Source organism: Qipengyuania thermophila (assembly GCF_004153605.1).
GTDB lineage: Bacteria > Pseudomonadota > Alphaproteobacteria > Sphingomonadales > Sphingomonadaceae > Qipengyuania_B > Qipengyuania_B thermophila.
On sequence record NZ_SDSI01000002.1, the window covers coordinates 18,136 to 39,757 of the forward strand.

At 68.9% G+C, this 21,622-nt stretch carries 20 protein-coding genes; 13 read left to right on the forward strand and 7 right to left on the reverse strand.

Annotation, left to right across the window (positions count from 1 at the left end; all coding sequences use genetic code 11):
* Positions 1-149: 149 nt before the first annotated feature.
* Positions 150-497 (forward strand): arsenate reductase, encoded by a 348-nt coding sequence (locus ETO60_RS04335; protein WP_130003156.1) that lies wholly within the window; start codon positions 150-152, stop codon positions 495-497.
* Entirely contained in the window at positions 491-1,552 is a 1,062-nt protein-coding gene (locus tag ETO60_RS04340) for a glycerophosphodiester phosphodiesterase family protein (protein WP_234026325.1), read from the forward strand. Before ETO60_RS04335 ends, ETO60_RS04340 begins: the two co-directional genes overlap by 7 nt.
* On the opposite strand, the gene ETO60_RS04345 is transcribed toward ETO60_RS04340, so the two are convergent.
* Positions 1,540-2,292, reverse strand: coding sequence for a bacteriorhodopsin (locus ETO60_RS04345; RefSeq protein ID WP_130003158.1), 753 nt, complete (start codon positions 2,290-2,292; stop codon positions 1,540-1,542). The genes ETO60_RS04340 and ETO60_RS04345 overlap by 13 nt on opposite strands.
* Positions 2,293-2,344: 52 nt before the next feature.
* Entirely contained in the window at positions 2,345-3,109 is a 765-nt protein-coding gene (gene ubiG / locus ETO60_RS04350) for a bifunctional 2-polyprenyl-6-hydroxyphenol methylase/3-demethylubiquinol 3-O-methyltransferase UbiG (RefSeq protein ID WP_130003161.1), read from the reverse strand.
* Positions 3,110-3,159: 50 nt separating this feature from the next.
* Here ubiG and ETO60_RS04355 point away from each other — a divergent pair, with 50 nt between their 5' ends.
* Entirely contained in the window at positions 3,160-4,452 is a 1,293-nt protein-coding gene (locus ETO60_RS04355; protein ID WP_130003163.1) for an aspartate kinase, read from the forward strand.
* A 115-nt stretch (positions 4,453-4,567) separates the two neighbouring features.
* Complete coding sequence (locus tag ETO60_RS04360) at positions 4,568-7,171, forward strand: TonB-dependent receptor plug domain-containing protein (protein ID WP_130003165.1); 2,604 nt, start codon at positions 4,568-4,570, stop codon at positions 7,169-7,171.
* Here ETO60_RS04360 and ETO60_RS04365 read toward each other — a convergent pair.
* Complete coding sequence (locus ETO60_RS04365; protein ID WP_130003167.1) at positions 7,144-7,578, reverse strand: hypothetical protein; 435 nt, start codon at positions 7,576-7,578, stop codon at positions 7,144-7,146. The genes ETO60_RS04360 and ETO60_RS04365 overlap by 28 nt on opposite strands.
* A gap of 132 nt (positions 7,579-7,710) precedes the next feature.
* Between ETO60_RS04365 and ETO60_RS04370 the strand changes: the two genes are divergently transcribed.
* Positions 7,711-8,751 carry an NAD(P)H-dependent flavin oxidoreductase gene (locus ETO60_RS04370; RefSeq protein ID WP_130003170.1) on the forward strand — a complete coding sequence of 347 codons (1,041 nt, stop codon included), beginning with the start codon at positions 7,711-7,713 and terminating at the stop codon, positions 8,749-8,751.
* Here ETO60_RS04370 and ETO60_RS04375 read toward each other — a convergent pair.
* Positions 8,748-9,344 carry a phosphatase PAP2 family protein gene (locus ETO60_RS04375; RefSeq protein WP_130003172.1) on the reverse strand — a complete coding sequence of 199 codons (597 nt, stop codon included), beginning with the start codon at positions 9,342-9,344 and terminating at the stop codon, positions 8,748-8,750. The two genes, ETO60_RS04370 and ETO60_RS04375, sit on opposite strands and share 4 nt — an antisense overlap.
* 187 nt (positions 9,345-9,531) lie before the next feature.
* Between ETO60_RS04375 and ETO60_RS04380 the strand changes: the two genes are divergently transcribed.
* The gene (locus ETO60_RS04380; RefSeq protein WP_234026327.1) at positions 9,532-10,407 is read left to right on the forward strand and encodes a dienelactone hydrolase family protein; all 876 of its coding nucleotides are present in this window, start codon (positions 9,532-9,534) and stop codon (positions 10,405-10,407) included.
* 48 nt (positions 10,408-10,455) lie between these two features.
* Positions 10,456-11,115, forward strand: coding sequence for a Crp/Fnr family transcriptional regulator (locus tag ETO60_RS04385; RefSeq protein ID WP_234026328.1), 660 nt, complete (start codon positions 10,456-10,458; stop codon positions 11,113-11,115).
* Here the strand turns inward: ETO60_RS04385 and ETO60_RS04390 are convergent.
* A complete protein-coding gene (locus ETO60_RS04390) occupies positions 11,112-11,552 on the reverse strand; it encodes a hypothetical protein (protein ID WP_130003176.1) in 441 nt (146 codons plus the stop codon). The genes ETO60_RS04385 and ETO60_RS04390 overlap by 4 nt on opposite strands.
* Before the next feature lie 71 nt (positions 11,553-11,623).
* Complete coding sequence (locus tag ETO60_RS04395) at positions 11,624-12,313, reverse strand: queuosine precursor transporter (RefSeq protein WP_130003178.1); 690 nt, start codon at positions 12,311-12,313, stop codon at positions 11,624-11,626.
* 165 nt (positions 12,314-12,478) lie between these two features.
* On the opposite strand from ETO60_RS04395, the gene ETO60_RS04400 reads away from it, so the two are divergent.
* The 6 genes from ETO60_RS04400 to ETO60_RS04425 all read left to right on the forward strand — a co-directional run bounded on the left by ETO60_RS04400 (position 12,479) and on the right by ETO60_RS04425 (position 21,198).
* Positions 12,479-13,792: a NupC/NupG family nucleoside CNT transporter gene (locus ETO60_RS04400; RefSeq protein WP_130003180.1), complete on the forward strand. Its 1,314-nt coding sequence runs from the start codon at positions 12,479-12,481 to the stop codon at positions 13,790-13,792.
* Between the two features lie 10 nt (positions 13,793-13,802).
* Entirely contained in the window at positions 13,803-14,732 is a 930-nt protein-coding gene (locus tag ETO60_RS04405) for an isopenicillin N synthase family dioxygenase (RefSeq protein WP_130003182.1), read from the forward strand.
* A 222-nt stretch (positions 14,733-14,954) separates the two neighbouring features.
* Positions 14,955-18,398: a TonB-dependent receptor gene (locus ETO60_RS04410; RefSeq protein WP_130003184.1), complete on the forward strand. Its 3,444-nt coding sequence runs from the start codon at positions 14,955-14,957 to the stop codon at positions 18,396-18,398.
* Positions 18,399-18,529: 131 nt separating this feature from the next.
* Positions 18,530-19,255, forward strand: coding sequence for an energy transducer TonB (locus tag ETO60_RS04415; protein ID WP_130003186.1), 726 nt, complete (start codon positions 18,530-18,532; stop codon positions 19,253-19,255).
* A 105-nt stretch (positions 19,256-19,360) separates the two neighbouring features.
* Positions 19,361-20,389, forward strand: coding sequence for a mannose-1-phosphate guanylyltransferase (locus tag ETO60_RS04420; protein WP_130003188.1), 1,029 nt, complete (start codon positions 19,361-19,363; stop codon positions 20,387-20,389).
* The gene (locus ETO60_RS04425; RefSeq protein WP_165362112.1) at positions 20,386-21,198 is read left to right on the forward strand and encodes a class I mannose-6-phosphate isomerase; all 813 of its coding nucleotides are present in this window, start codon (positions 20,386-20,388) and stop codon (positions 21,196-21,198) included. Before ETO60_RS04420 ends, ETO60_RS04425 begins: the two co-directional genes overlap by 4 nt.
* Positions 21,199-21,232: 34 nt before the next feature.
* Here the strand turns inward: ETO60_RS04425 and ETO60_RS04430 are convergent, their stop codons facing one another.
* On the reverse strand, positions 21,233-21,622 hold the full coding sequence (locus ETO60_RS04430) for a response regulator (protein ID WP_130003190.1): 390 nt from the start codon (positions 21,620-21,622) through the stop codon (positions 21,233-21,235).

The following is a 21,622-nucleotide window of genomic DNA, read 5'->3' on the forward strand; positions in this document are numbered from 1 at the left end:
AGCCCGTCGCTGGCTCCCGGCAAAGGCGCTGTCCAACAGGCTGGCTGATGCTCTAGAACCGGGCCGCCGCTGCGGACGCCGCGCCGCCGGCCTTTGTCTTCAGGACCGTGTCACATGCGGTCCATGTGTGTCTCCGGAGCGACGAGCCGATGACCCTGACCCTCTACGGCATTCCGAACTGCGACACCGTCCGCAAGGCGCGCCGGTGGCTGGACGGGAACGGCATCCGCCACGCCTTTCACGATCTGCGGGGCGAGGGTCTGGAGCGGGACGTGCTTGAGCGCTGGGCGGACCGCGCCGGCTGGCAGTCGCTGCTCAACACGCGGTCGACCACCTTCCGGACGCTCGGCGACAAGGAGCGGGTCGTCACCGACCGCGGCGCCGCCATGGAAGCGATGCTGCAACATCCCACGCTCATCAAGCGGCCGGTGGCGGAGCGCGGCGAAACGGTGCTGGTCGGCTTCAACGCGAGCGAGTGGGAGAACGCGCTGTGCTGAGATGGACCGGGCTGGCATGGCTGGGCGCGGTGCTCGTCTGCCCGCTGGCGGCGCAGCCCCTTCTTGCGGAGAGCAGCATGCTGATCATTGCCCATCGCGGCGCCAGTGGCGAACGGCCCGAGCACACGCTCGCCGCCTACGAACGCGCCATCGACCAGGGCGCCGACTACATCGAACCCGATCTCGTCGTCACCCGTGACGGCGTTCTCGTCGCCCGGCACGAGAACGAGATCGGCGACACGACGGATGTGGCCACCCGCCCTGAGTTCGCCGGCCGGCGGCGCGCGAAAACCGTCGACGGCGTGCTCGTCAATGGCTGGTTCGCCGAAGATTTCACGCTGGCGGAACTGCGCACGCTGCGGGCGCGGGAGCGGCTTGCCCAGCTCAGGCCCGCCAACGCCCGCTTCGACGGGCTGTTCGCGGTGCCCACATTCGCGGAGATCATCGCGCTTGTCCGGGCGAAGGAGGCGGAAACGGGCCGCGCGATCGGCATCTACCCCGAACTCAAGCACCCGACCTTCCTGCTGCGCGAGACGGGGATCGATGTCGTCGATCTGCTGGTCGTGGAGCTGGAACGGGCGGGTCTCAGCCGCCCGGACGCGCCGGTGTACGTGCAGTGCTTCGAGGTCGAGCCGCTCCGCCGGCTGCGGCGGCGCACGCCCGTCGCGCTGGTGCAGCTCGTCGCCGCGAGCGGCGGGCCAGCCGACCAGACGGGGCTCGCCTACGCGGACATGATCACCCCGGCAGGTCTGGCCGACATCGCGACCTATGCCGACGCGATCGGTCCCGATCTGCGGCTCGTCCTTGACGAGAGCGGGGCGGCGACGCCGCTGATCGCGGCGGCGCGGGCCGCCGGGCTGCGGGTGCATGGCTGGACGCTGCGCAAGGAAAATCTGTTCCTCCCGCCGCGCCACCGCGCCGGCGGAGGAGAAGGGGGCACGGGGAACCTCGCGGGCGTGTGGCGCGAACTTGCCGCGGCCGGGCTGGACGGCGTGTTCACGGACGACCCCGGTCCCGCCGTCGCGGCCCGGGACGCGGCCGCTCAGGCGCGCTGACGACCGTAGATCGCGGGATCGCCGTGGTGGTCGTGCGCCTCGCGGGTGTGATGCGCCGGCACGGCCTGTGCCAGCCTGCGCAGCGAGGCGAGGTCGTAGAGCGAGAAGCCGACCTTCGAGAGGATGGGCAGGATCACGAACAGCGCCACGTCGGTCGTGCTGCCCAGCAAGCCGATACCGGACGGACCAAGCGCCCACACCAGCGGGTATCCCACCCACATGACCGACAGGAAGGTCGCGACGCGGACGTAGGTGGAGCCGACCGTCTCCCCCTGCGTGAAGGCGATCCGCCGGAACGGGCCCCAGGTGACGAAGAAGATGATGCCAAGACAGACGCAGCCGACCGCGTACCACACCCACCGGATCGTCTCGTCCACGGTCAGATCCGCCATCAGTCCCGACAGGATCATGATGACGTCGGCGCCCATGATGGTGATGATGAGGGACGCGTGCTTGCGAACGGTGAACATCGCCGTCCAGGCCAGAGTCGCCAGCAGCAGCGGGGTCGTCACCACCCAGTCGATGTAGCGGGTGAGGTAGACCTCCCGCCCGTCGACGAGCAGGATGCCCTGTCCCATCGCGCTCGCCATGTAGGCCAGCCCGGACCAGATGGGGATGAAGGCAGCGGCGGCATATTCGTAATGCGGCACGCCGCGCGGGTCGCGGCTCCAGGCGATGATGACGGCCGCGCCTGCCGCCATGGCGGCCACGTAGATCCACAACCACCCTGCTTCGGCCACACCGTGTCTCCTGCTGCGCCCCTGGCCGCGCGATGGCGCCGCCCTGCTGGCTTCAACAGGTTGGCAGGGTGCAGGTTCCGGTAGGGCGCCGCGCCGCGACGATGAAGTTGAGCGCCATGCTGTCGCTGAGGTGCAGGCCGCGCGCGGGATCGAAGGCGATCCCGCTGCTCTGCATGACGTCGAGTCCCTGTTCCGCCAGCATCGCTTTCAGTTCGTCCGGGGTCATGAAGTCGCGCCACCGATGCGTGCCGCGCGGGATCATGCCCGTCCACTCGGCCGCACCGGCGAGCAGGAGGGCGGACGCCGCGGTGCGGTTCGGCGTGGAGACGATCAGCAGGCCGTCCGGCGCGACGCTGTCGCATACGGCGCGCAGGAACGCGGGCTTGTCGGCGGTGTGCTCGATCACTTCCAGCGCCGTGACGAGGTCGAACCGCCCCACATCAAGCGTCCCCAGCTCGCCGGCAAGGTAGCGGATGGCGAGACCGCTCGCGTCGGCGTGGACGGCGGCGGCCGCGATGTTCTCAGCCGCCGCGTCGACGCCGGTGACCTCGGCGCCCAGCCGCGCGAGCGGCTCGCACAGCAGTCCGGCCCCGCACCCCACATCGAGCGCGCTGCGCCCGCTCAGCGGCCGCCGGTCGGCGCTCCCGGTGTGCCAGTGGCGGTCGATCGCCTCGCGAATGAAGGCGAGCCGCACCGGGTTGAGCCGGTGCAGCATGGCCGAGCTGCCCGCCGGGTTCCACCAGTCCTCGGCCAGCGCGCCGAAATGGGCGGCATCGTCGGGGCGGATGGTGCGGGCCGGGATGGTTGCATCGCTCATGTCGCGTCCCTAACAGCAGGGCGGTTCGCAGGCCAGCGGAGGGAGGTGTCGTGGCGCGCATCGTGATGAAGTTCGGCGGCACGTCCATGGCGGGAACCGAACGCATCCGGCGCGTCGCCAACATCGTGCGCCGGCAGCAGATCGCTCCTGACGGAACCCGGCACCAGATCGCGGTGGTGGTGTCGGCAATGGCAGGCGAGACGGACCGGCTGGTCAATTTCTGCCGCGAGGCGAACCCCATGTACGACCCGGCCGAATACGACGTCGTCGTCGCCAGCGGCGAGCAGGTGACCAGCGGCCTCCTCGCGCTGACGCTGCAGGGGATGGGCTGCCCGGCGCGCTCGTGGCTCGGCTGGCAGCTGCCCATCCGCACGATCGAGGCGCACGCCAAGGCGCGGGTCGACGCAATCGACGCCGACGCGCTGACCGCCTCGCTGGAGCGGGGCGAGATCGCCGTCATTCCGGGCTTTCAGGGCGTGTCGGCGGACGGACGGGTGACGACGCTGGGACGCGGGGGGTCCGACACCTCGGCCGTGGCGGTGGCCGCGGCGCTGAAGGCGGAACGCTGCGACATCTACACGGATGTCGACGGCGTCTACACCACCGATCCGCGCATCGTGGCGCGCGCCCGCAAGCTCAGGGCCGTGACCTACGAGGAGATGCTGGAACTCGCCAGCGTCGGCGCCAAGGTGCTGCAGACCCGCTCGGTCGGCCTGGCGATGCGCGAACGGGTGCGGGTGCAGGTGCTGTCGAGCTTCATCGACGACGATGCGGCGCCGGCGGACACGCTGCCCGGAACGATGATCATCTCGGAAGCCGAGATGGAGCAGATGGTGGAGGAGGGACTGATGGAGCGGCAGCTCGTCACCGGGATCGCGCACGACAAGAACGAAGCCAAGGTCATCCTGACCCGCGTGCCCGACCGGCCCGGATCGGTCGCCAACATCTTCGCCCCGCTGGCCGCCGCCTCGATCAACGTGGACATGATCATCCAGAACGTCGGGCGCGACAAGGGCGAGACGGACGTGACCTTCACCGTTCCGCAGACCGACCTGCTGCGGGCGCAGGCGCTGCTGGAGGACAGGCGGGAGATCATCGGCTACAACCGCATCATCACCGACAGCCACATCGCCAAGATCAGCGTGGTGGGCGTCGGCATGAAGAGCCATGCGGGCGTCGCGGCCACCATGTTCCAGGCGCTGGCGGAACGGGGGATCAACATCCAGGCGATCACCACCTCCGAGATCAAGGTCAGCGTGATGATCGACGAGGACGAGACGGAACTGGCCGTCCGGGTCCTGCACACGGCCTATGGCCTCGACGCGCCGGACGAAGTCGGGTGATTGTCGCCACCGGGCAACAATCGTTCAAAAAACGCGCATTCAGCCATCGCGATGTTTCACTGGCGGTGCCGCGCCCGGTATGACGGGGCGGAACCCTGCTGAAGGAGCACACCGGATGGCGTCTCACCTGCTTGCCCTCTCGACCAGCATCGCGGCCCTGACCATCCTTGCCACCGGCGCCCAGGCGCAGGTTCAGGGCGGGCAGCCGCCTGCCGGATCGCCCGCGGCCGAGGGAGCCGACACGCCGCAGGGGCAGATCATCGTCACCGGCACCCGCCGGCAGGATCGCACCCTCGCGGACAGCCCGGTGCCGATCGATGTCATCGGCGGGGATGCCCTCGTCCAGAGCGGCTTCACCGAGACGAACCGAATCCTTCGCGACCTGGTGCCCTCGTTCAATTTTCCCCAGCCGTCGATCACCGACGGCACCGATGCGCTGCGCCCGGCGACGCTGCGCGGACTGTCGCCGGATCAGACGCTGGTGCTCGTCAACGGCAAGCGCCGTCACACCTCCGCGCTCCTCAACATCAACGGCTCGGTCGGGCGGGGTTCGGCGGCGGTCGACCTCAACACCATCCCGCCGCTGGCGATCGAACGGATCGAGGTGCTGCGCGATGGCGCCTCCTCGCAGTACGGGTCCGACGCGATCGCCGGGGTCATCAACGTCCAGCTGCGCCGGGCGGAGGGCGGCCGCGCCCAGGTGACCTACGGCCAGTATCGCACGACCCTTCGCGGAGTGCCGGAGATCGACGGCCTCCGGCTGGTCGGGGGCCAGCCGGTGGTCGACACGACCAGCGGCAGCACCACCGGCGTCAACACCGTCTACCAGCTCAACGAGATCGGCGAGCGCGAGCGGCGGGACGGCGGCACGCTGACCGTGGCGGCCAACATCGGCCTGCCTGTCGGAGCTGCGGGGTATCTCAACCTGACCGGCCAGTTCCAGGACCGCGATGCCACCAACCGGGCCGGACCGGATCCGCGGCGGCAGTTTCCGCTCGTCGGCACGGCGCTCGACCCGCGCGAGTTCACCTTTGACCGCTTCAGCCACCGCTACGGCGATGCGGCGGTGACCGACTACAACCTGTTCCTGAACGCGGGTTACACGCTGTCACCCGAGGCGGAACTGTACCTGTTCGGCAGCTACGGCATCCGCGACGCGGAAAGCGCCGGCTTCTACCGGCGCGCCAACGACGCGCGCAATCGCGACTTTTCCGCCTCGACGACGGCGTTCGTGCCCTTCTATCCCGAAGGCTTCCTGCCGCGCATCGTTTCGGAAATCGAGGACTCCTCCATCGCCGGCGGCGTGCGCGGCGAGCTGGGCGGCTGGAACTACGACCTGTCCGCCGTCTACGGCACCAACGCCTTCAACTTCAACGTCGAGAACAGCTTCAACACCTCCTTCGGACAGGCGAGCCAGAGGCGCTTCGATGCCGGCACCCTGTCGTTCGGGCAGACGACGATCAACCTCGACGTGCAGCGCGAATTCGACCTCGGCATCGGCAACGGGCTGTCGGTCGCGCTCGGCGCGGAATACCGTGACGAGAACTTCAAGATCGTCGCCGGCGATCCGCAGAGCTGGCAGGCCGGGCCCTTCGCGGCCTTCGGCGCGCCTGCCGGAGCGCAGGTGTTCCCCGGCTTCCGTCCCGCCAACGAGGTCGACGCCAGCCGCAACTCCAAGGCGGTCTATGCCGAGCTGGAGACGGAGTTCTTCGACGCGCTGACCGTGCAGCTCGCCGGCCGGTTCGAGGACTACAGCGACTTCGGCAGCACCACGAACGGCAAGGTCGCCGCCCGGTTCGAACCCGTCGGAGGGCTGGCGGTGCGCGGCTCGTTCTCCTCGGGTTTCCGCGCGCCCTCGCTTCACCAGCAGTTCTACGCCACCAGCTCAACCAACAACGTCAACGGCGTGCTGCTGGAGATCGGGACGTTTGCCGTCACCGACCCGGTGGCGGTGGCGCTCGGGGCGCAGCCGCTGCGGCCGGAGAGTTCGCGCAACCTGTCGGCCGGCGTCACGTTCTCGATGCTCTCCGGCCTCAACATCACCGCCGACTACTACCGGATCGACATCGACGACCGGATCGTCATCACCGAAAACCTGCAAGGCGCCGATGTCGTGCGCATCCTGCAGGGCGCCGGGTTCAACGCCATCACCTCCGCGCGCTTCTTCATCAACGGCATCGACACGCGAACGGAAGGCTTCGAGATCGTCGGAACCTACCGGGTGCCCGATCTGGGCTTCGGCCGCATTGCGCTGACCGCCGGGTTCACCCGCAACGAGACGGAAATCCGCGACCGCGCGGTGCTGCCGACCCTGCCGGGCCTGACGCTGTTCGGGCGGCAGGAATCGCTGCGGATCGAACAGGGACAGCCGCGCACGAAACTCAACCTCGGCGCCGATTGGGATTACAGCGTCTTCGGCCTCACCGCGCGGGCCAACCGCTTCGGCGAGGTTCTGGTGCCGGGCATCGACGCCGCGCGGGACCAGGTGCTCGCCAACCAGTGGGTCGTCGATCTCGAGCTTCGGGCGAGGCCCGTTCCGGCGCTGGAGATTGCGCTGGGTGCCAACAACCTTCTCGACAGCTACCCCGATCCGGTCCGCCGGGGGATCGTGGACGGGCAGAACTACGGCCTGAACGGCTACTTCCTGCCCTACAGCGCGTTCTCGCCCAACGGCTTCAACGGCCGGTTCCTCTACGGCCGGATCAGCGTCGAGTTCTGAGCGGCCTCGGAATTGCGGATGGTGTCGAGCATCGCCTGACCCGCGCGACGGGCCGCCGGGACGTCGTCGGCCGCCGCGGCGGTTCGGGCGGTTTCGAGCTGCTGGCGCAGCGTGCCGCCGATTTCGGCGGGAACGGCATCCCCGGCGCCGCCGAGCCGCTGCTCGAGTGTTCCCACGGCATCCCGCACCGCCGCGGCGTCCGTGGCATCGACAAGGGCGCGCGCCGCGATGCCGAGATCGGAAAAGGCCTGGCGGGTCTCCAGTTCCGTCTGCGCGATCCCCGGGGCCTCGGCCGGCCCATCCGTCACGGCGACGCCTTCTGTTCCACCCTGCGGCTGCTGTCCGCAGGACGCTGCGAGGAGAGCAGCAGCCAGGACGGGGATGCTGGAAAGGGCGGCGTGGCGCATGGTGGTGGTCTCTCGATCGTTGACGACAGGGATCCAACGCGCCGCAATGCGTCGGTTTCCGCGTTCCTCCGCTGCCGACCGCGTGGCAAAGCGGCTTGCTGCGGCGGCAGCGCGCCCGTAAGTGCCGCCGTCATGACGCAACACCCTTGCACGGCACGGCTGATGCGCCGTGGCGCAGACTTTCTCGGCAGCGAGCACGCCATCCTGTGCGGCGCGATGAGCTGGGTCTCGGAACGTCGCCTCGTGTCCGCCATCTCGAACGCGGGCGGGTTTGGCGTCATCGCCTGCGGGGCCATGACCCCCGATCTGCTGGACAGCGAGATCGCCGCCACGCGCGCGCTCACCGACCGCCCGTTCGGTGTCAATCTCATCACCATGCACCCGCAGCTCTTCGACCTGATCGAGGTGTGCGACCGTCACGGGGTGGGGCATGTCGTGCTCGCCGGGGGAATTCCGCCCAAGGGGAGTGTGGAAGCCATCAAGGGCGGCAAGGCGGACGCGAGAGTGATCTGCTTCGCGCCGACGCTTGCGCTTGGCCGCAAGCTTCTGCGGTCAGGAGGGGACGCGCTCGTCATCGAGGGCATGGAGGCGGGCGGGCACATCGGTCCCGTCTCGACCAGCGTGCTGGCGCAGGAGATCCTGCCGGAGCTGGCGGCGGATCACCTCGTCTTCGTCGCCGGGGGCATCGGGCGGGGGGAGGCAATCGCCGGCTACCTCGAAATGGGTGCGGCCGGTGTGCAACTTGGCACGCGCTTTGCCTGCGCCACCGAGAGCATCGCCCATCCCGCGTTCAAGCAGGCCTTCTTCCGCGCGTCGGCCCGGGATGCGGTGGCCTCGGTGCAGATCGACCCGCGCCTGCCGGTGATCCCGGTGCGCGCGCTGCGCAACAAGGGCGGCGAGCTGTTCAACGACCGGCAGCGCGAGATCGCCGCAACTCTCGACCGCAATGAAATCGCGCTGGAGGAGGCTCAGCTTCAGGTCGAGCACTACTGGGCCGGGGCGCTGCGCCGCGCGGTGATCGAGGGTGACGTGGAAAACGGTAGTCTGATGGCCGGGCAGTCCGTCGGCATGGTCAAGCGCGAGGAGCCGGCGGCCGAAATCATCGCGCAGCTGATGGACGAGTGCGAAACGGCCCTGACACGCCGTCGGGAGCCGGCGGCTGCCCTCTCCTAGTCAGGAAACCAGCGGGCAAAGCCGCGCGTCACCGTAGCCTCGGCGATCCAGCCGATGATCGCGCCGGCGGTGATGTCGCTCACATAATGGGCACAGCGCGGGATCTGCACGAGGGCGATCGCCGTGGCGAGCGCGCCTGCCGCAGGGGCAGCAGCGGGATACTCGTGGGCCACCGCCCGCGCGACCGCCACGGCGCCGGCCGTGTGCCCGGAAGGGAAGCTGTTGTACGGGCCCTCGTTCCGCTGCCCTTTGCCCGACTCGTAGCGGTTCTCCTCCACCAGAAGATGCGGCCTGGTGCGATCGACGCTCTTCTTGATGACCGCCTTCATCCCGGTCGCGAGAAGGTGCGCGGCGAGCATGCGGGCGCCTGTGCGGGCGAGCTTCGGGCGACCGGTTGCCAGCCCGGCGGCGAGGGTGGCTGCGCAGATGGCGATCAGCGGTGGCTGATCCGCGACCTCGCTCATCGTGCCCAAGACCCGGATGACTGGCGTGCGCCGGTATTCGCCGGCCTTCTGGGCGATGGCGACGTCGAGCTGCTCGACCGCGTTGGCGTCCTCGGTCGCCGGAGGGACCATCGCATCAGGCGTGTTCATTGACAGGGTTCCGTGTGAGTGGGCAAGGGCGTGACCGCTGCCCGACCAAGACCTGAGGCGCGCCGTGGTTCCCGTCCTCTGCCCGGCTGTGCGCCCGGCGTTTGCCTCGCGCTGCCGCCAGCGCTACGTTCCGGGAAGGATCCGCAAGGCAGTCGACAGGGAGCGCGGGGCGATGTGCGAGGAAGCGATGCTGCGCAGGTGGGCGCACGAGGAACTCAGCCGGCGCACCTTCGGGATGGCCGGAGTGGCCGGCGCCGCGGGCCTGCTTGCGGCGTGCGCGGCGGCCGGTCCGGCCGGGGCGGGCGCAACTGCGGCGGCGTCGGGAACGGTGCGGGGCGGGCGGGTCAACGTGCCGCTGGCAGAGGGCACGAATGACGCCTATTTCACCGCGCTGCGCACGGGCCGGCATCCGGCAGTCATCCTGTGGCCGGACATTGCCAGCCTGCGCCCGGTGTTCACGCAGATGGCCGACCGGCTGGCAGGACACGGCTTCGCGGTGCTGGTCCTCAATCCCTACTACCGGGACACGCCGGCACCCGTCTTCGCCGATTTCGCCGCGTTTGTCGCGCAGGGCGGCTTCCAGCGCGTCGGGCCGTGGCGGAGCCGGCTGACGGCGGAGACGATCGGCGCCGACACGCGCGCGGCCGTCGCCTGGCTCGACGCGCAGCCGCAGGTCGACACCGCGCGCGGCATCGGCACGCAGGGCTACTGCATGGGCGGTCCCTTCACCTTCTGGAGCGCCGCAGCGATCCCTCAGCGGGTGAGGGCCGCAGCGAGCTTCCATGGCGGCGGACTGGTGACCGACAATCCCGGCAGCCCGCACACGACCTTCGGCGCGACCCGCGCCCATTACCTCGTCGCCATCTCGCAGGACGATGACGCGAAGGCGCCCACCCACAAGACGATCCTCTCCGAAGCGGCCGCTGCCGCAGGGCGCCCCGCAGTCGTCGAGGTCTACCCGGCGGACCATGGCTGGACCGTGCCGGACTCGCCCGTCTACGACCGCACCCAGGCCGAACGCGCGTGGGAGGCTCTCCTGGCGCTGTACGCACGCGCGCTCTAGCGGCCCGGAACAGCCGCGGTGCCAGGCATCGATTGCAGTGTCTGCGCGGTGCGCGACAGCGCCGCCTGCGCCTCGCTCCGGCCGGACGAGCGGGCGGCGCTGGCCCGGCTGGGCCATCACCGGGTGTACGAACGGGGCGAGACCGTGTTCGCCGCCGGGGATCCTCAGGACGTCTGCGCCACCCTGACACAGGGACTGCTCAAGGTGTCGCACCATGACGAGCAGGGGCACGAGCGGATCCTCAGCCTCGTGCACCCGTCCGGCTTCGTGGGCGAGTTGTTCTCGCCGCTCATCCGCCATGACGTGATCGCGCTCGCTCGCAGCACCGTCTGCGTGTTCGCGTGGGCGGACTACGAAGCCGCCATCGAACAGCATCCCGCGCTCGCACGGGCGCTGCTGCGCCGTGCCGCGGAGGATCTGTATACGGCCCGTGCCCAGATCGCCCTCGACGGTCGCCGGTCGGCAGCGGCGCGGGTCGCGGGGCTGCTGCTTTCCCTGTCCCATGCCGCGAGCCCGTCCCCCTGCCACGGGGCGGTGCAGTTCGACCTGCCGGTCAACCGGGGAGAACTGGCCACGCTGCTGGGACTGACCATCGAAACCGTCAGCCGCCAGTTCGGGCGGCTCGAGAGGGACGGTCTGCTGCGCCGGCACGGAACGCGCGGCGTCGAACTGCTCGACACCGCGCGCCTCGAGCAGCTGGCAGCCTAGAGGAGAAAGGCCGCGAGGGTGACGATCGCGACACCCCAGCCAAGCACCAGCGCCGGGAGGATGAGGGTCTGCACCACCGCGTCACGGCCACTGCACCGCCCCGTCAGCGTCATGATGCCGTCCCGCGCGAACTCGTCCATGCGCGGCGCGGGAGCTGCGCCGGCCGGACCCATCTGCGCCCACAGCATCGGAACGAAGTAGAACGCCGCCGTGAACAGCACGAAGATGACCATGGGCAGGATCATCTCGGGGCTGGTGAAGCCGACGAACATCACCGCGAGATAGGCGAGGAACAGGCCGAAATAGGTCACGTGCAGGGCAACCGGCAAACCGAAATTGCGCTGCTCGATGTCCTGCCGGATGTTGGCCACCGGCGTGGACAGCCGGGCCAGCGCGGCGCTCTGCTCCAGCTCGGCCTTGGTGATCAGACGGGTCATCGGGCATCTCCTTGGTTGATGCCCGCGTGTGACACGCCTCTCGGCGCCGCGCTTTGATCCCGATCAAATCGTCAGCGGGCGGAGCGCGGGGCCGTTGCGCCGTCAAGCCAGCGGCCCAGCCGCACCGCCGCCACGATCAGGGGCGGCACGAACACGAAGGACAGCACGATCTTGGCCAGCGCCTGCCCCAGGATCAGCTCGCCGATCGGAAACTCGCCATAGAACGCCAGCGTGATGAAGATGACGCTGTCGATGGCCTGGCTGATGGCCGAGGCGATCGCTCCACGGATCATCAGCACTCCGCCGCCCTGCGACGCCGAGGAACCGCCCGATCCGCGCAGCTTGTCGAAGATCCAGACATTGAGGAGCAGGGACACGCCATAGGCGACCGGACCCGCAGCCATGATCCGCGGCGTGCTCGACAGCACGGTCTGGAAGGCCGCAATTCTTTCGGCCGGCATCTGCGCCGAGGGCGGCAGTTGCAGCACCACGAAGATCAGCAGGATGGACAGCGCCAGCGGTGCAAACCCCCACAGGACAAGCCGGTCGGCCGTCTGCCGCCCGTGCAGCTGCGCCACCGCGCTTGACAGCACCACCAGCAGCAGGAAGGCGAAGATGCCGCTTTCCACCGCGAGCGGACCCAGCGCCACCTGCTTGAAGGCCAGCACGCCGGCCACCACGGTCATCCCGCCATAGACGAGGGCAAAGGCGAACAGCGATCGCGCAAGCACCGGCGCAGCGGCGGGAGAACCATCGGGCATGTCCGGCTGCTATGGCCGGCGGGCGCAAAAGGAAAGCCCTGCGCGCCGATGCCGGACAACCGTCCACAAGTGAGTTGCACTGGCGCCGATGGTGTGATTGACGCACCCGCGACGCACACGCGGTAGGGCCGGCACCGTCGGTTGGGTGTGCCGGAGGGAACCGCAATGCCGCCATACGTCATTAGCCTGCTGGGCATTGCCGCCATTCTGGCGATCGCCGTCCTGCTCTCGACGGCGCGCCGCCGGATCCGGTTGCGGGTCGTGGCGGCCGCCTTCGCGCTTCAGGCGCTGCTCGCCTTTCTGGTGCTCGCCACCACCGGCGGACGCCGCGTGATCGGGGCGATGTCGGATGGGGTGGCGGCGCTGCTGTCCTATGCCAATGCGGGAACGGCATTCCTTTTCGGCGCGGACAATCCGCTTCAGAACACCTTCGCGCTCGGCGCGCTGCCGGTCATCGTGTTCTTCGCGTCCCTGGTGTCGATCCTCTATCACCTTGGCATCATGCAGCGCGTCGTGCGCTGGGTCGGCGGCGCGATCGGCTGGCTGACGGGGATCAGCCGGGTCGAGTCGCTGGGCGCGGCCGCCAACATCTTTGTCGGCCAGTCGGAAAGTCCGCTCGTCGTGCGCCCCTATCTTGCCGCGCTTCCGCCGAGCCGGCTGTTCACGCTGATGAGCGTCGGCATGGCTGGCGTGGCAGGCACGATCCTCGCGGCCTATGCGGGGCTGCTCGGCCCGTCCTACCTGCCCTTCCTGCTGGCCGCCGCGTTCATGTCCGCGCCGGGCGGCATACTGATGGCCAAGATCATCATGCCCGACGAGGGCGAGCCGCAGCCTCTCATCGACGGGCCCATCGCGCTGCCCGACACCCGCATCAGCGGGGAAGGGCCGGCCGCCATCACCGAAGGCGAGAAGCCGCACGAAGTGGAGGCCGCCGAGACGTTCGAGGAAGGGCATCGTCCCGCCAATCTCATCGAGGCGGCGGCGCAAGGAGCCCAGACCGGCGTGCGGCTGGCGGTGGCGGTCGGCGCAATGGTGCTCGCCTTCGTCGCGCTCGTCGCGCTCGCGAATGGCGTTCTGGGCTGGGCCGGCGGCCTGTTCGGAATCGCCGATCTGTCGTTCCAGCGGCTGCTCGGCTTCGTCTTCGCGCCGCTGATGTTCCTCGTCGGCGTGCCTTGGGAACAGGCGGGCGTTGCGGGCGGGCTGTTCGGCACCAAGATCGTGCTCAACGAGTTCGTCGCCTTCATCGATCTTGGCGCACTCGGCCCCGAGGCCCTGAGCGAACGCAGCCGCGCCATCGTGACCTTCGCCCTGTGCGGGTTTGCCAACTTCTCGTCCATCGCCATCCAGATGGCGGTCACCGGCGGACTTGCTCCGAACCAGCGACCGGTTATAGCGCGGCTCGGCCTGCGGGCGCTCGCGGCGGGGTCGCTCGCCAATCTGATGAGCGCGGCGCTTGCCGGGCTGTTTTTGCCTTACTGAGAGGGCCGCCATGTCCGACATCGCCATCGTCTCGCTTGCCCGCCCGCTTCCCGATGTGGCCAGCGAACTGGGCCGCTCGTTCGAGGAATACGGCTTCGGCGTGGTGCGCGACCACGGCATCCCGGCCGAACTCATCCGCCGGGCGGAAGAGATGTCGCGGGCCTTCTTCGCGCTCCCCGAGGAGGTGAAGCGGTCCTACCATCTGCCCGGCAAGGGCGGGGCGCGCGGCTATACGCCGTTCGGCACCGAGCGGGCAAAGGACGCGGCCGTGCACGACCTCAAGGAGTTCTGGCACGTCGGGCGCAGCCTGCCGGAAGGGCATGCCTTCTCCGCGGTGATGGCGCCCAATGTCTGGCCGGAGGAGATCCCGGGCTTTCGCGCCACGTTCGAGGCGCTCTATGCCGCGTTCGAGACGGCCGGCGCCCGCGTGCTCGAGGCGGTCGCGCTCCATCTCGGACTGCCGCAGGACTGGTTCGCCGACACGGTGCGTGACGGCAATTCCGTGATGCGGCTGCTCCACTACCCGCCACTTGACGGCGCTGATGCCGAAGGCGCCATTCGCGCCGCCGCGCATGGTGACATCAACACCATCACCCTGCTGCTGGGGGCGGAGGAGGCCGGGCTGGAACTGCTCACCACCGCGGGCGAGTGGAAGGCGGTCGACGTTCCCGAAGGCGCGCTGGTCATCAACATCGGCGACATGCTCGATCGTCTCACCAACGGACGGCTGCGCTCGACCACGCACCGGGTCGTCAACCCGCGCGGCGAGGCGGCCTACCGGTCGCGCTATTCGATGCCGTTCTTTCTGCACTTCCGGCCCGACTTCGTGATCGAGACGCTCCCGTCCTGCATCGACCCGGCACACCCCGACGACCACCCGGCCCCGATCTCCAGCCACGAGTTCCTTCAGCAGCGCCTGCGCGAGATCAACCTGGCCTGAGTCGCGCCGGTCGTGACGAAGCCGCGTGCAGTGCGACCTTTATGCAACATCGAACATGCTGAAAACGCTCGACTTCTTGCGCCCCGTCACAGGGGGCTCACCGGATTGCGCTGCTGTAACGAGCCGGTAACAAAAGCTGTCTCCTAGCCGGCCCGACCACGCCGACGGCCACGGGCCTGCGTGCGCGCATCAGCATGTGAATGGACACTAGGGGTTGATCCGATGAAACTCAGATACCTGCTCGCAGCCAGCGTCGCGAGCCTTTCGGCGGCAGGCGTGCTGGCGCCGGCCGTGACCATGGCGCAGGAGATCACCTCGACAATCCAGGGAACGGTGCTGGACGACTCGGGCAATCCGGTGGCCGGCGCGACGGTCATCGTGACCGACACCCGCACCGGCGCCTCGCGGACCAGCGTGACGGGTGCAGCGGGCACCTTCGTCGTGCAGAACCTTGTCACCGGCGGCCCTTACACAGTGTCGGCGAACGCCGAGGGGCTTGAGGGCCAGACCGTCGGCAACATCTTCACCTCGCTCCAGGGGCCGACCGCGCTGACCTTTTCCCTGTCGGCCGGGACGGGCGAGATCGTCGTCACTGGCACGCGAGTCCGGGTGACTCAGCTTGCCGTCGGACCGGGCAGCAGCTTCACGGCCGAAATCCTCGCCAACGCGCCGACGTTCAACCGCGACGTGCGCGACATCATCCGTATCGATCCGCGCGTCAGCCTCGACCGGGATGACGGCGGTTCGGGCGCCGACCGCATCTCCTGCCTTGGCGGCAACGACCGCGGCAACGCCTTCACCGTCGACGGGATCAGCCAAGGCGACATCTACGGCCTGAACGACACGGGCTTTTCGTCGCGCTCGTCGGCACCGATCCCGTTCGATGCCGTGCGTGAGACGCAGGTGCAGTTCGCTCCGTTCGATGTCGACTTCGGCAATTTCACCGGCTGCGCCATCAACGTCATCACCCGGTCGGGCACCAACGAGTACCAGCTGGGCGGCTTCTTCGAATATTCGAACAGCGACCTTCGCGGGGACACGGTGGCCGGCCGGCCCGTGGCGCGCATTGAACCGGAGAAGCGCTGGGGCGTCTATCTTGGCGGACCGGTGATCCGCGACCGCCTGTTCCTGTTCGGCGCCTACGAGAACCAGCGCGCCGGCCAGTCGCAGGATGACGGTCCGGCCGGGGCCGGCTTCGCCAATGAGCTGCGCGGCGTCTCGCTCCAGCAGTTCAACGAGATTTCCGAAGTCCTGCGCACCGTATACGGCATCGATACGGGACCGCTGGTGACCAACCGGCCGTTCACGAACGAGCGATGGTTCGTCCGCGGCGATCTGCAGATCACCGACGATCACCGTCTGGAGGCGACCTACCAGAAGCTTCAGGAAGCCGCGACGCGTCCGGACGACTTCTTCACCGGCCAAACGTCGCCCCAGGTGGTCGGTCAGAACACCTTCTTCCGCAGCGGCACCGACTCCGACTACTATTCCGCCCGCCTGTTCTCGCAGTGGACGGACAGGGTCGCGACCGAGCTGCGCTTCTCGCGCTCCAAGGTGCAGGACATTCAGGATCCGATCGGTGGCGGCGAGGCGCAGTCGGCCAATCCGATCCCGCGCATCATCGTCGGTGTGCCGAACACGGGCGGGGTGCCGAACGGCACGGTGCTGGCGGGTCCGGGCAACTCGCGCTCGGCCAATGACCTGCGCTCGACCATCGACCAGTACCGGGCGGTGTTGCGGATCGATGCCGACAGCCACCAGCTCAAGTTCGGCATGGAAGTGAACCACGCCGACCTGTTCAACCTGTTCGTGCAGAACGCGACCGGGACGCTGGTCTTCCGCAACATCAACGACCTGCGTGCCGGTCTGCTGTCGCCGGGCCTTGGCAACAACCAGACGAGCACGACCCCGGCCAACGTGGTGGGCGGCCAGACCGAAGGCGCGTTCGGCAACTTCTCCGCCACCGGCGACGTCAACGACGCGGCCGCGGCCTTCAACCGGACCATCTTCTCCGTCTTCGCGCAGGACGAGTGGCGGGTGACGTCGCAGCTCGGTCTGACGGCGGGTGTGCGCCTCGACTGGTATGACGGCGGGCGGCCGGACCTCAACCCGAACTTCGTGCGCCGGTACGGGGTCAACAACAATGGCGGCTTCAGCAGCCTCGATCCCATCATCATGCCGCGCGTGGCGCTGACCTACGACATCGACGAGTTCGGGGTGTTCTCGCGGGCGCAGCTGCGTGCCGGCGTGGGCGTGTTCTCGGGCGGCGATCCGCTGGTGTGGTTCGGCAATGCCTTCCAGAACGACGGCAGCGCCTTCGCCCTGGGCACGACCCAGGCGGCCGGATGTCTTCCGCAGGCGCCTGGACAGATCAGTGTGCTCCAGAACGGGCGCTTCACGGGTCTGCCGACCTGCTTCCGCGACGCGGCGATCGCCACTGCGGCGGCCGGACAGGGCTTCACCCAGTCGATTGATCCGGACATCAAGGTTGCCAGCGTGCTGCGCGCCAATGTCGGCTTCCAGACGACGCTCGACCTGACCGACACCGGCTTCTTCAGTGGCTGGAACCTTAACCTCGACTACATCTACAGTCGCTATCGCAACCCCTACACGGTGGTCGACCTCGCGCAGACGCCCGACATCCGGGCCGGTCTGAACGGCTTCACCATCGACGGACGGCCGATCTACCAGGCGATCGACACGCTGCGTCCGGGCTGCACCGCGACACTCGTCGACATCAATCCGACCCCGGTTTACCAGGGCGTCACGGCTGCCTGCTTCAGCACGGCCCGCATCAACGAGCTGATGCTCACCAATGCCGGTCCGTTCCGCAGCCACAACGCCTCGGTGATCCTGTCGAAGCGGTTCGATGGCGGTGTGCTGACGGAAGGCGGGTCGAGCTTCTTCAGCCTCGGCTATGCGTTTTCGGACGCGCAGGACCGGCGCAATATGTACAACTCGACCGCCGGGTCGAACTACTCGCTGTCGGCCGCCTTCGACCGGCAGAACCCCGACCCGTCGCGCAGCTTCTTCTCCAGCCGGCACAACATTTCGCTGGGGGCGAGCTTCGGAGAGGAATTCTTCTCCGATCTGACCACCCGCCTCGGGCTGACCTTCGTTGCCCGGTCGGGGCGTCCGTACAGCCTGACCTTCACCGGCAACGGCGTGTTCAGCGACAGCCGCTCGGGGGCCGACAACGCCCTGCTGTACATCCCGAGCGGGGCGAACGATCCGAACGTCTCGCCGCTGTCCACCCCTGGCGTGGCCCAGCGCGTGACCGACTTCGCCCAGAGCCTCAAGTGCGCCCGCGACTACATCGGCCGCTCGATCGAACGGAACACCTGTTCGAACGACTGGTTCTATGACCTCGATGTCCAGCTGTCGCAGGAACTGCCCGGTCCCGGCCGGCTGTTCGGCCGCAACGATCGCCTGCGGGTCTATGCGATGGTCGACAACTTCCTGAACCTGCTCGACTCCGACTGGAACGTGCAGCGCCGGCGTGACTTCGCCGGTCGTCAGGACGTGGCGCAGGTGAGCGGTGTCGATGCTCAGGGTCGCTACATTTTCACCAACGCCAACGGCATCGATACGTTCGACGCCGACAACGGCATCAACGTGTCCTCGTCGGTGTGGCGCCTCAAGGTCGGGGTGAACTACGACTTCTGATCACGCCGGCTGTGACTGCGGCGAAGGCGGCGCTCCCCGGAGCGCCGCCTTTGCTGTGCCTGGGCACACGATGTCGTCACAGGGCGGAGCGCAAATGCGGTGTTAAGCGTTCAAGGCTACACTTTGCCGCCATGACCCGCAGCGTCCCCTCCAGCAGCGTGCGGCCCGGCCCGCTGGTGCTGGTGATCGCATTGCACGCCGCGGCCCTGCTCGGGCTCGGCTATGCGTTTGCACCCGCGGCCTTCGCGCCGGCGGAGCGGATGGCGCTGGAGGCGATCAGCGTGTTCACACCGATGCCGCCTCCCGAGCCGGTGGTCGAACCGCCACCCGCCCCTGACCGGCGGCCTGCCGGCGCGGCCGGCGCAGCCGGCGCACGCGGCGAAGCACGCCCGCGCGAGGCGCCGCCGAGCGCAATCCAGCTTGCCCCGCCGCAAGCCTTGCCCCGCGCCGCCTCCACGGGCGCTGATCCCGATGGAGGCGCCGCTGACGCGGGAGCGGGGACGGGCGCGGGCGGAAGCGGAACCGGGACGGGCGGAGGTGGATCGGGGCGCGGAGACGGAGGCGGATTCACGCCGACGCGGCCGGTGAAGATCGCCGGGGACATCAACTCCGCCGCGGACTTCCCGACCCCGCCCGGCGGCCGTCAGGTGCGGCGCGGCACCTTTGTCGAGGTGTTCATGACCGTCGGCGTCGACGGCCGGGCGCGCAACTGCCGGGTGGTGACGCCAAGTCCCGACCCCGAAGCGGACCGGATCACCTGCCGCCTGGCCGAGGAGCGGTTCCGGTTCGAACCTGCCCGCGACGCCTCCGGCAATGCCGTGGCCGCGCAATACGGGTGGCGGCAGCGATGGTTCTGAGCCGGAGGGGCTGATGCGATTGCATGCGGGCGCCGCAGCGCGCATAGCGGCACCGCCGCCGGCGAGACGTGCGGTCGTCCATGGTGACCGGAGTGGCGTGAGCGTATGAGTGTGACACCGGTGGTCCTGTGCGGTGGCGGCGGAACGCGGCTCTGGCCGCGCAGCAGGCGTTCCTGTCCCAAGCCATTCCAGCCCCTGCTCGGCCCGCGCACCCTGTTCCAGAGGACGCTCGACCGTCTCGCCGATCCGGCGCGGTTCGGGCAGCCGATCATCGTGGCCGGCAGCGTTCATGCCGAGCTGGTCGCCGACCAGCTCGACCGGCCGGCCACGCTGATGATCGAGCCAGCCGCGCGCAGCACGGCGCCCGCGATCGCGCTTGCGGCGCATGCGGTCGATGCCACCACGGTTCTGCTCGTCTGCCCGAGCGATCATCACATCGCCGACGACGCCGCCTTCGCCGATGCCGTGGCGCAGGCGGAGCGGCTGGCGCAGGAAGGCTGGCTCGTCTCGCTCGGGATTGCACCGACCGCGCCGGAAACCGGCTACGGCTATATCCGCCGCGGAGCACCACTGGCGCATGGCTTCGTCATCGACTCCTTCGTCGAGAAGCCTGACCTCGCGCGGGCCACCGCCTTCCTGGCGGACGGCGCGCATTTCTGGAATGGCGGCATTTTCGCGTTCATGGCCGGTCGCTTCCTCGAGGAGCTGCAGGCCTTCCGGCCGCACATGGCGGGTGCTGTGGCCGAGAGCATGGCCGCCGCCGCAAGGGGCGCGTCGGTGATCCGCCCGGCAGCGGCGCCCTTCTCCACCATTTCGGGCGAGTCCATCGACTACGCGGTGATGGAGAACACCACACGGGCGGCCGTGGTCCCGGTGGCGATGGGCTGGTCCGACATCGGCAGCTGGAGCGCGCTGCAGGACGCACGGCCTTCCGATGCCGACGGCAACAGCGTGTGCGGAGCGCCAGCGGAACTCGTCGACTGCCGCAACGTCATGGTCGACAGCGACGGTCCGCGCGTCGCGGTCGTCGGCCTCGAGGATGCCATCATCGTCGTCGACGGCAATGACGTGCTCGTCACGTCGCGCGCGCACGCGCAGCAGGTCGGCGCGCTGGCGGCGCAGGCGCGGTCATGAGCAACCCCGGCCTCTCGCTCCTGCCGTCGCGTCTGGTGGAGAAAGTCTGGGGGCGGACGCATCTGCCGCCTCCCTTCAACACCACGTCGGCAGAGCCGGTGGGCGAGATCTGGTTCGAGCCGCCGCCGGAACTGGAGACGCTGCTCGCGAAGTATCTGTTCACGTCGGAAAAGCTGTCGGTGCAGGTTCATCCCGACGATGCGCGCGCGCCCGAAGGGTCCCGCGGCAAGGAAGAATGCTGGCTCGTGCTGGCAGCGGAACCGGACGCCGTGCTGGCGATCGGCTTTACCGAGACACTGCCGGCGGCGCGGATCCGCGCCGCGGCGCTCGATGGCAGCATCGAGGGTCTGCTGGCGTGGCATCCGGTCCGGGCAGGGGACTTCTTCTATCTTCCCGCAGGGACGGTGCACGCCATCGGCGCCGGGGTCACGATCGCCGAACTGCAGCAGCACAGCGATGTCACCTACCGCCTGTTCGATTACGGCCGGCCGAGGGATCTGCATCTCGACGAGGCATTGGCGGTGCTGACACCCGGCCCTTATGCCGATCCGCGCCGATGCCGGGTTCGTGACGAGGAAACGGTGCGCCTTGTCGACGGGCCGCACTTCCGCGTGACGCATGTATCCGGTGCTGCGGACCGGTTGGTGCTCGGCAGCCATCGCGGCGCGGCAATCGTCCTGCCGCTCGACGGCACGCTGTCGGACGCGCGAGGGACGACAGTCGGCGCCGGCCAGTGCGGCTGGGTCGACGATGCGGCAGCGCTGAGCGCGTCTGCCGATGCCCGCTACCTCGTGTTCAGCGCGTGCTGAGCATGCCGGCTGGGGCGTTGCCGGTCACGCGCCCTCAGGCGGCTTTGGCGAGGCCGACCGTCTCCAGCAGCAGCCGCAGATCGGCCTTGCTGTAAGGCTTGCTGAGCACCGCTGCGGCGCCCATCCGTTCAAAATGGACGTCGAGATCGTCGTAGCCGGACGCGACGGCGAACGGGATGCGGCGCCGGGTCAGATCGTCGGCCACCGCCTCGCTTGTTTCGTCGACAAGATTGTAGTCGAGGATGGCAAAATCGACCGGCTGATCCTTGAGGACCTGCATCGCGCTTTCCACGGATCCGGCCACCGCGACATCGCCGAAGCCGAGTTCGCGCAGGCAATCCTCCGCCTCCATGGCGATGATCATGCTGTCCTCGACCACCAGCACCCGTCGCGCGGGAACCCCGTTCATCTCATGCGAACTCAT

Coding starts and splice junctions, on each gene's coding strand:
- ETO60_RS04335 (WP_130003156.1), top strand. CDS start 150: ATGACCCTGACCCTCTACGGCATTCCGAACTGCGACACCGTCCGCAAG.
- ubiG (WP_130003161.1), bottom strand. CDS start 3,109: ATGAGCGATGCAACCATCCCGGCCCGCACCATCCGCCCCGACGATGCC.
- ETO60_RS04360 (WP_130003165.1), top strand. CDS start 4,568: ATGGCGTCTCACCTGCTTGCCCTCTCGACCAGCATCGCGGCCCTGACC.
- ETO60_RS04365 (WP_130003167.1), bottom strand. CDS start 7,578: ATGCGCCACGCCGCCCTTTCCAGCATCCCCGTCCTGGCTGCTGCTCTC.
- ETO60_RS04370 (WP_130003170.1), top strand. CDS start 7,711: ATGACGCAACACCCTTGCACGGCACGGCTGATGCGCCGTGGCGCAGAC.
- ETO60_RS04375 (WP_130003172.1), bottom strand. CDS start 9,344: ATGAACACGCCTGATGCGATGGTCCCTCCGGCGACCGAGGACGCCAAC.
- ETO60_RS04380 (WP_234026327.1), top strand. CDS start 9,532: ATGCTGCGCAGGTGGGCGCACGAGGAACTCAGCCGGCGCACCTTCGGG.
- ETO60_RS04390 (WP_130003176.1), bottom strand. CDS start 11,552: ATGACCCGTCTGATCACCAAGGCCGAGCTGGAGCAGAGCGCCGCGCTG.
- ETO60_RS04395 (WP_130003178.1), bottom strand. CDS start 12,313: ATGCCCGATGGTTCTCCCGCCGCTGCGCCGGTGCTTGCGCGATCGCTG.
- ETO60_RS04400 (WP_130003180.1), top strand. CDS start 12,479: ATGCCGCCATACGTCATTAGCCTGCTGGGCATTGCCGCCATTCTGGCG.
- ETO60_RS04405 (WP_130003182.1), top strand. CDS start 13,803: ATGTCCGACATCGCCATCGTCTCGCTTGCCCGCCCGCTTCCCGATGTG.
- ETO60_RS04410 (WP_130003184.1), top strand. CDS start 14,955: ATGAAACTCAGATACCTGCTCGCAGCCAGCGTCGCGAGCCTTTCGGCG.
- ETO60_RS04415 (WP_130003186.1), top strand. CDS start 18,530: ATGACCCGCAGCGTCCCCTCCAGCAGCGTGCGGCCCGGCCCGCTGGTG.
- ETO60_RS04420 (WP_130003188.1), top strand. CDS start 19,361: ATGAGTGTGACACCGGTGGTCCTGTGCGGTGGCGGCGGAACGCGGCTC.
- ETO60_RS04425 (WP_165362112.1), top strand. CDS start 20,386: ATGAGCAACCCCGGCCTCTCGCTCCTGCCGTCGCGTCTGGTGGAGAAA.
- ETO60_RS04430 (WP_130003190.1), bottom strand. CDS start 21,622: ATGAGTTCGCATGAGATGAACGGGGTTCCCGCGCGACGGGTGCTGGTG.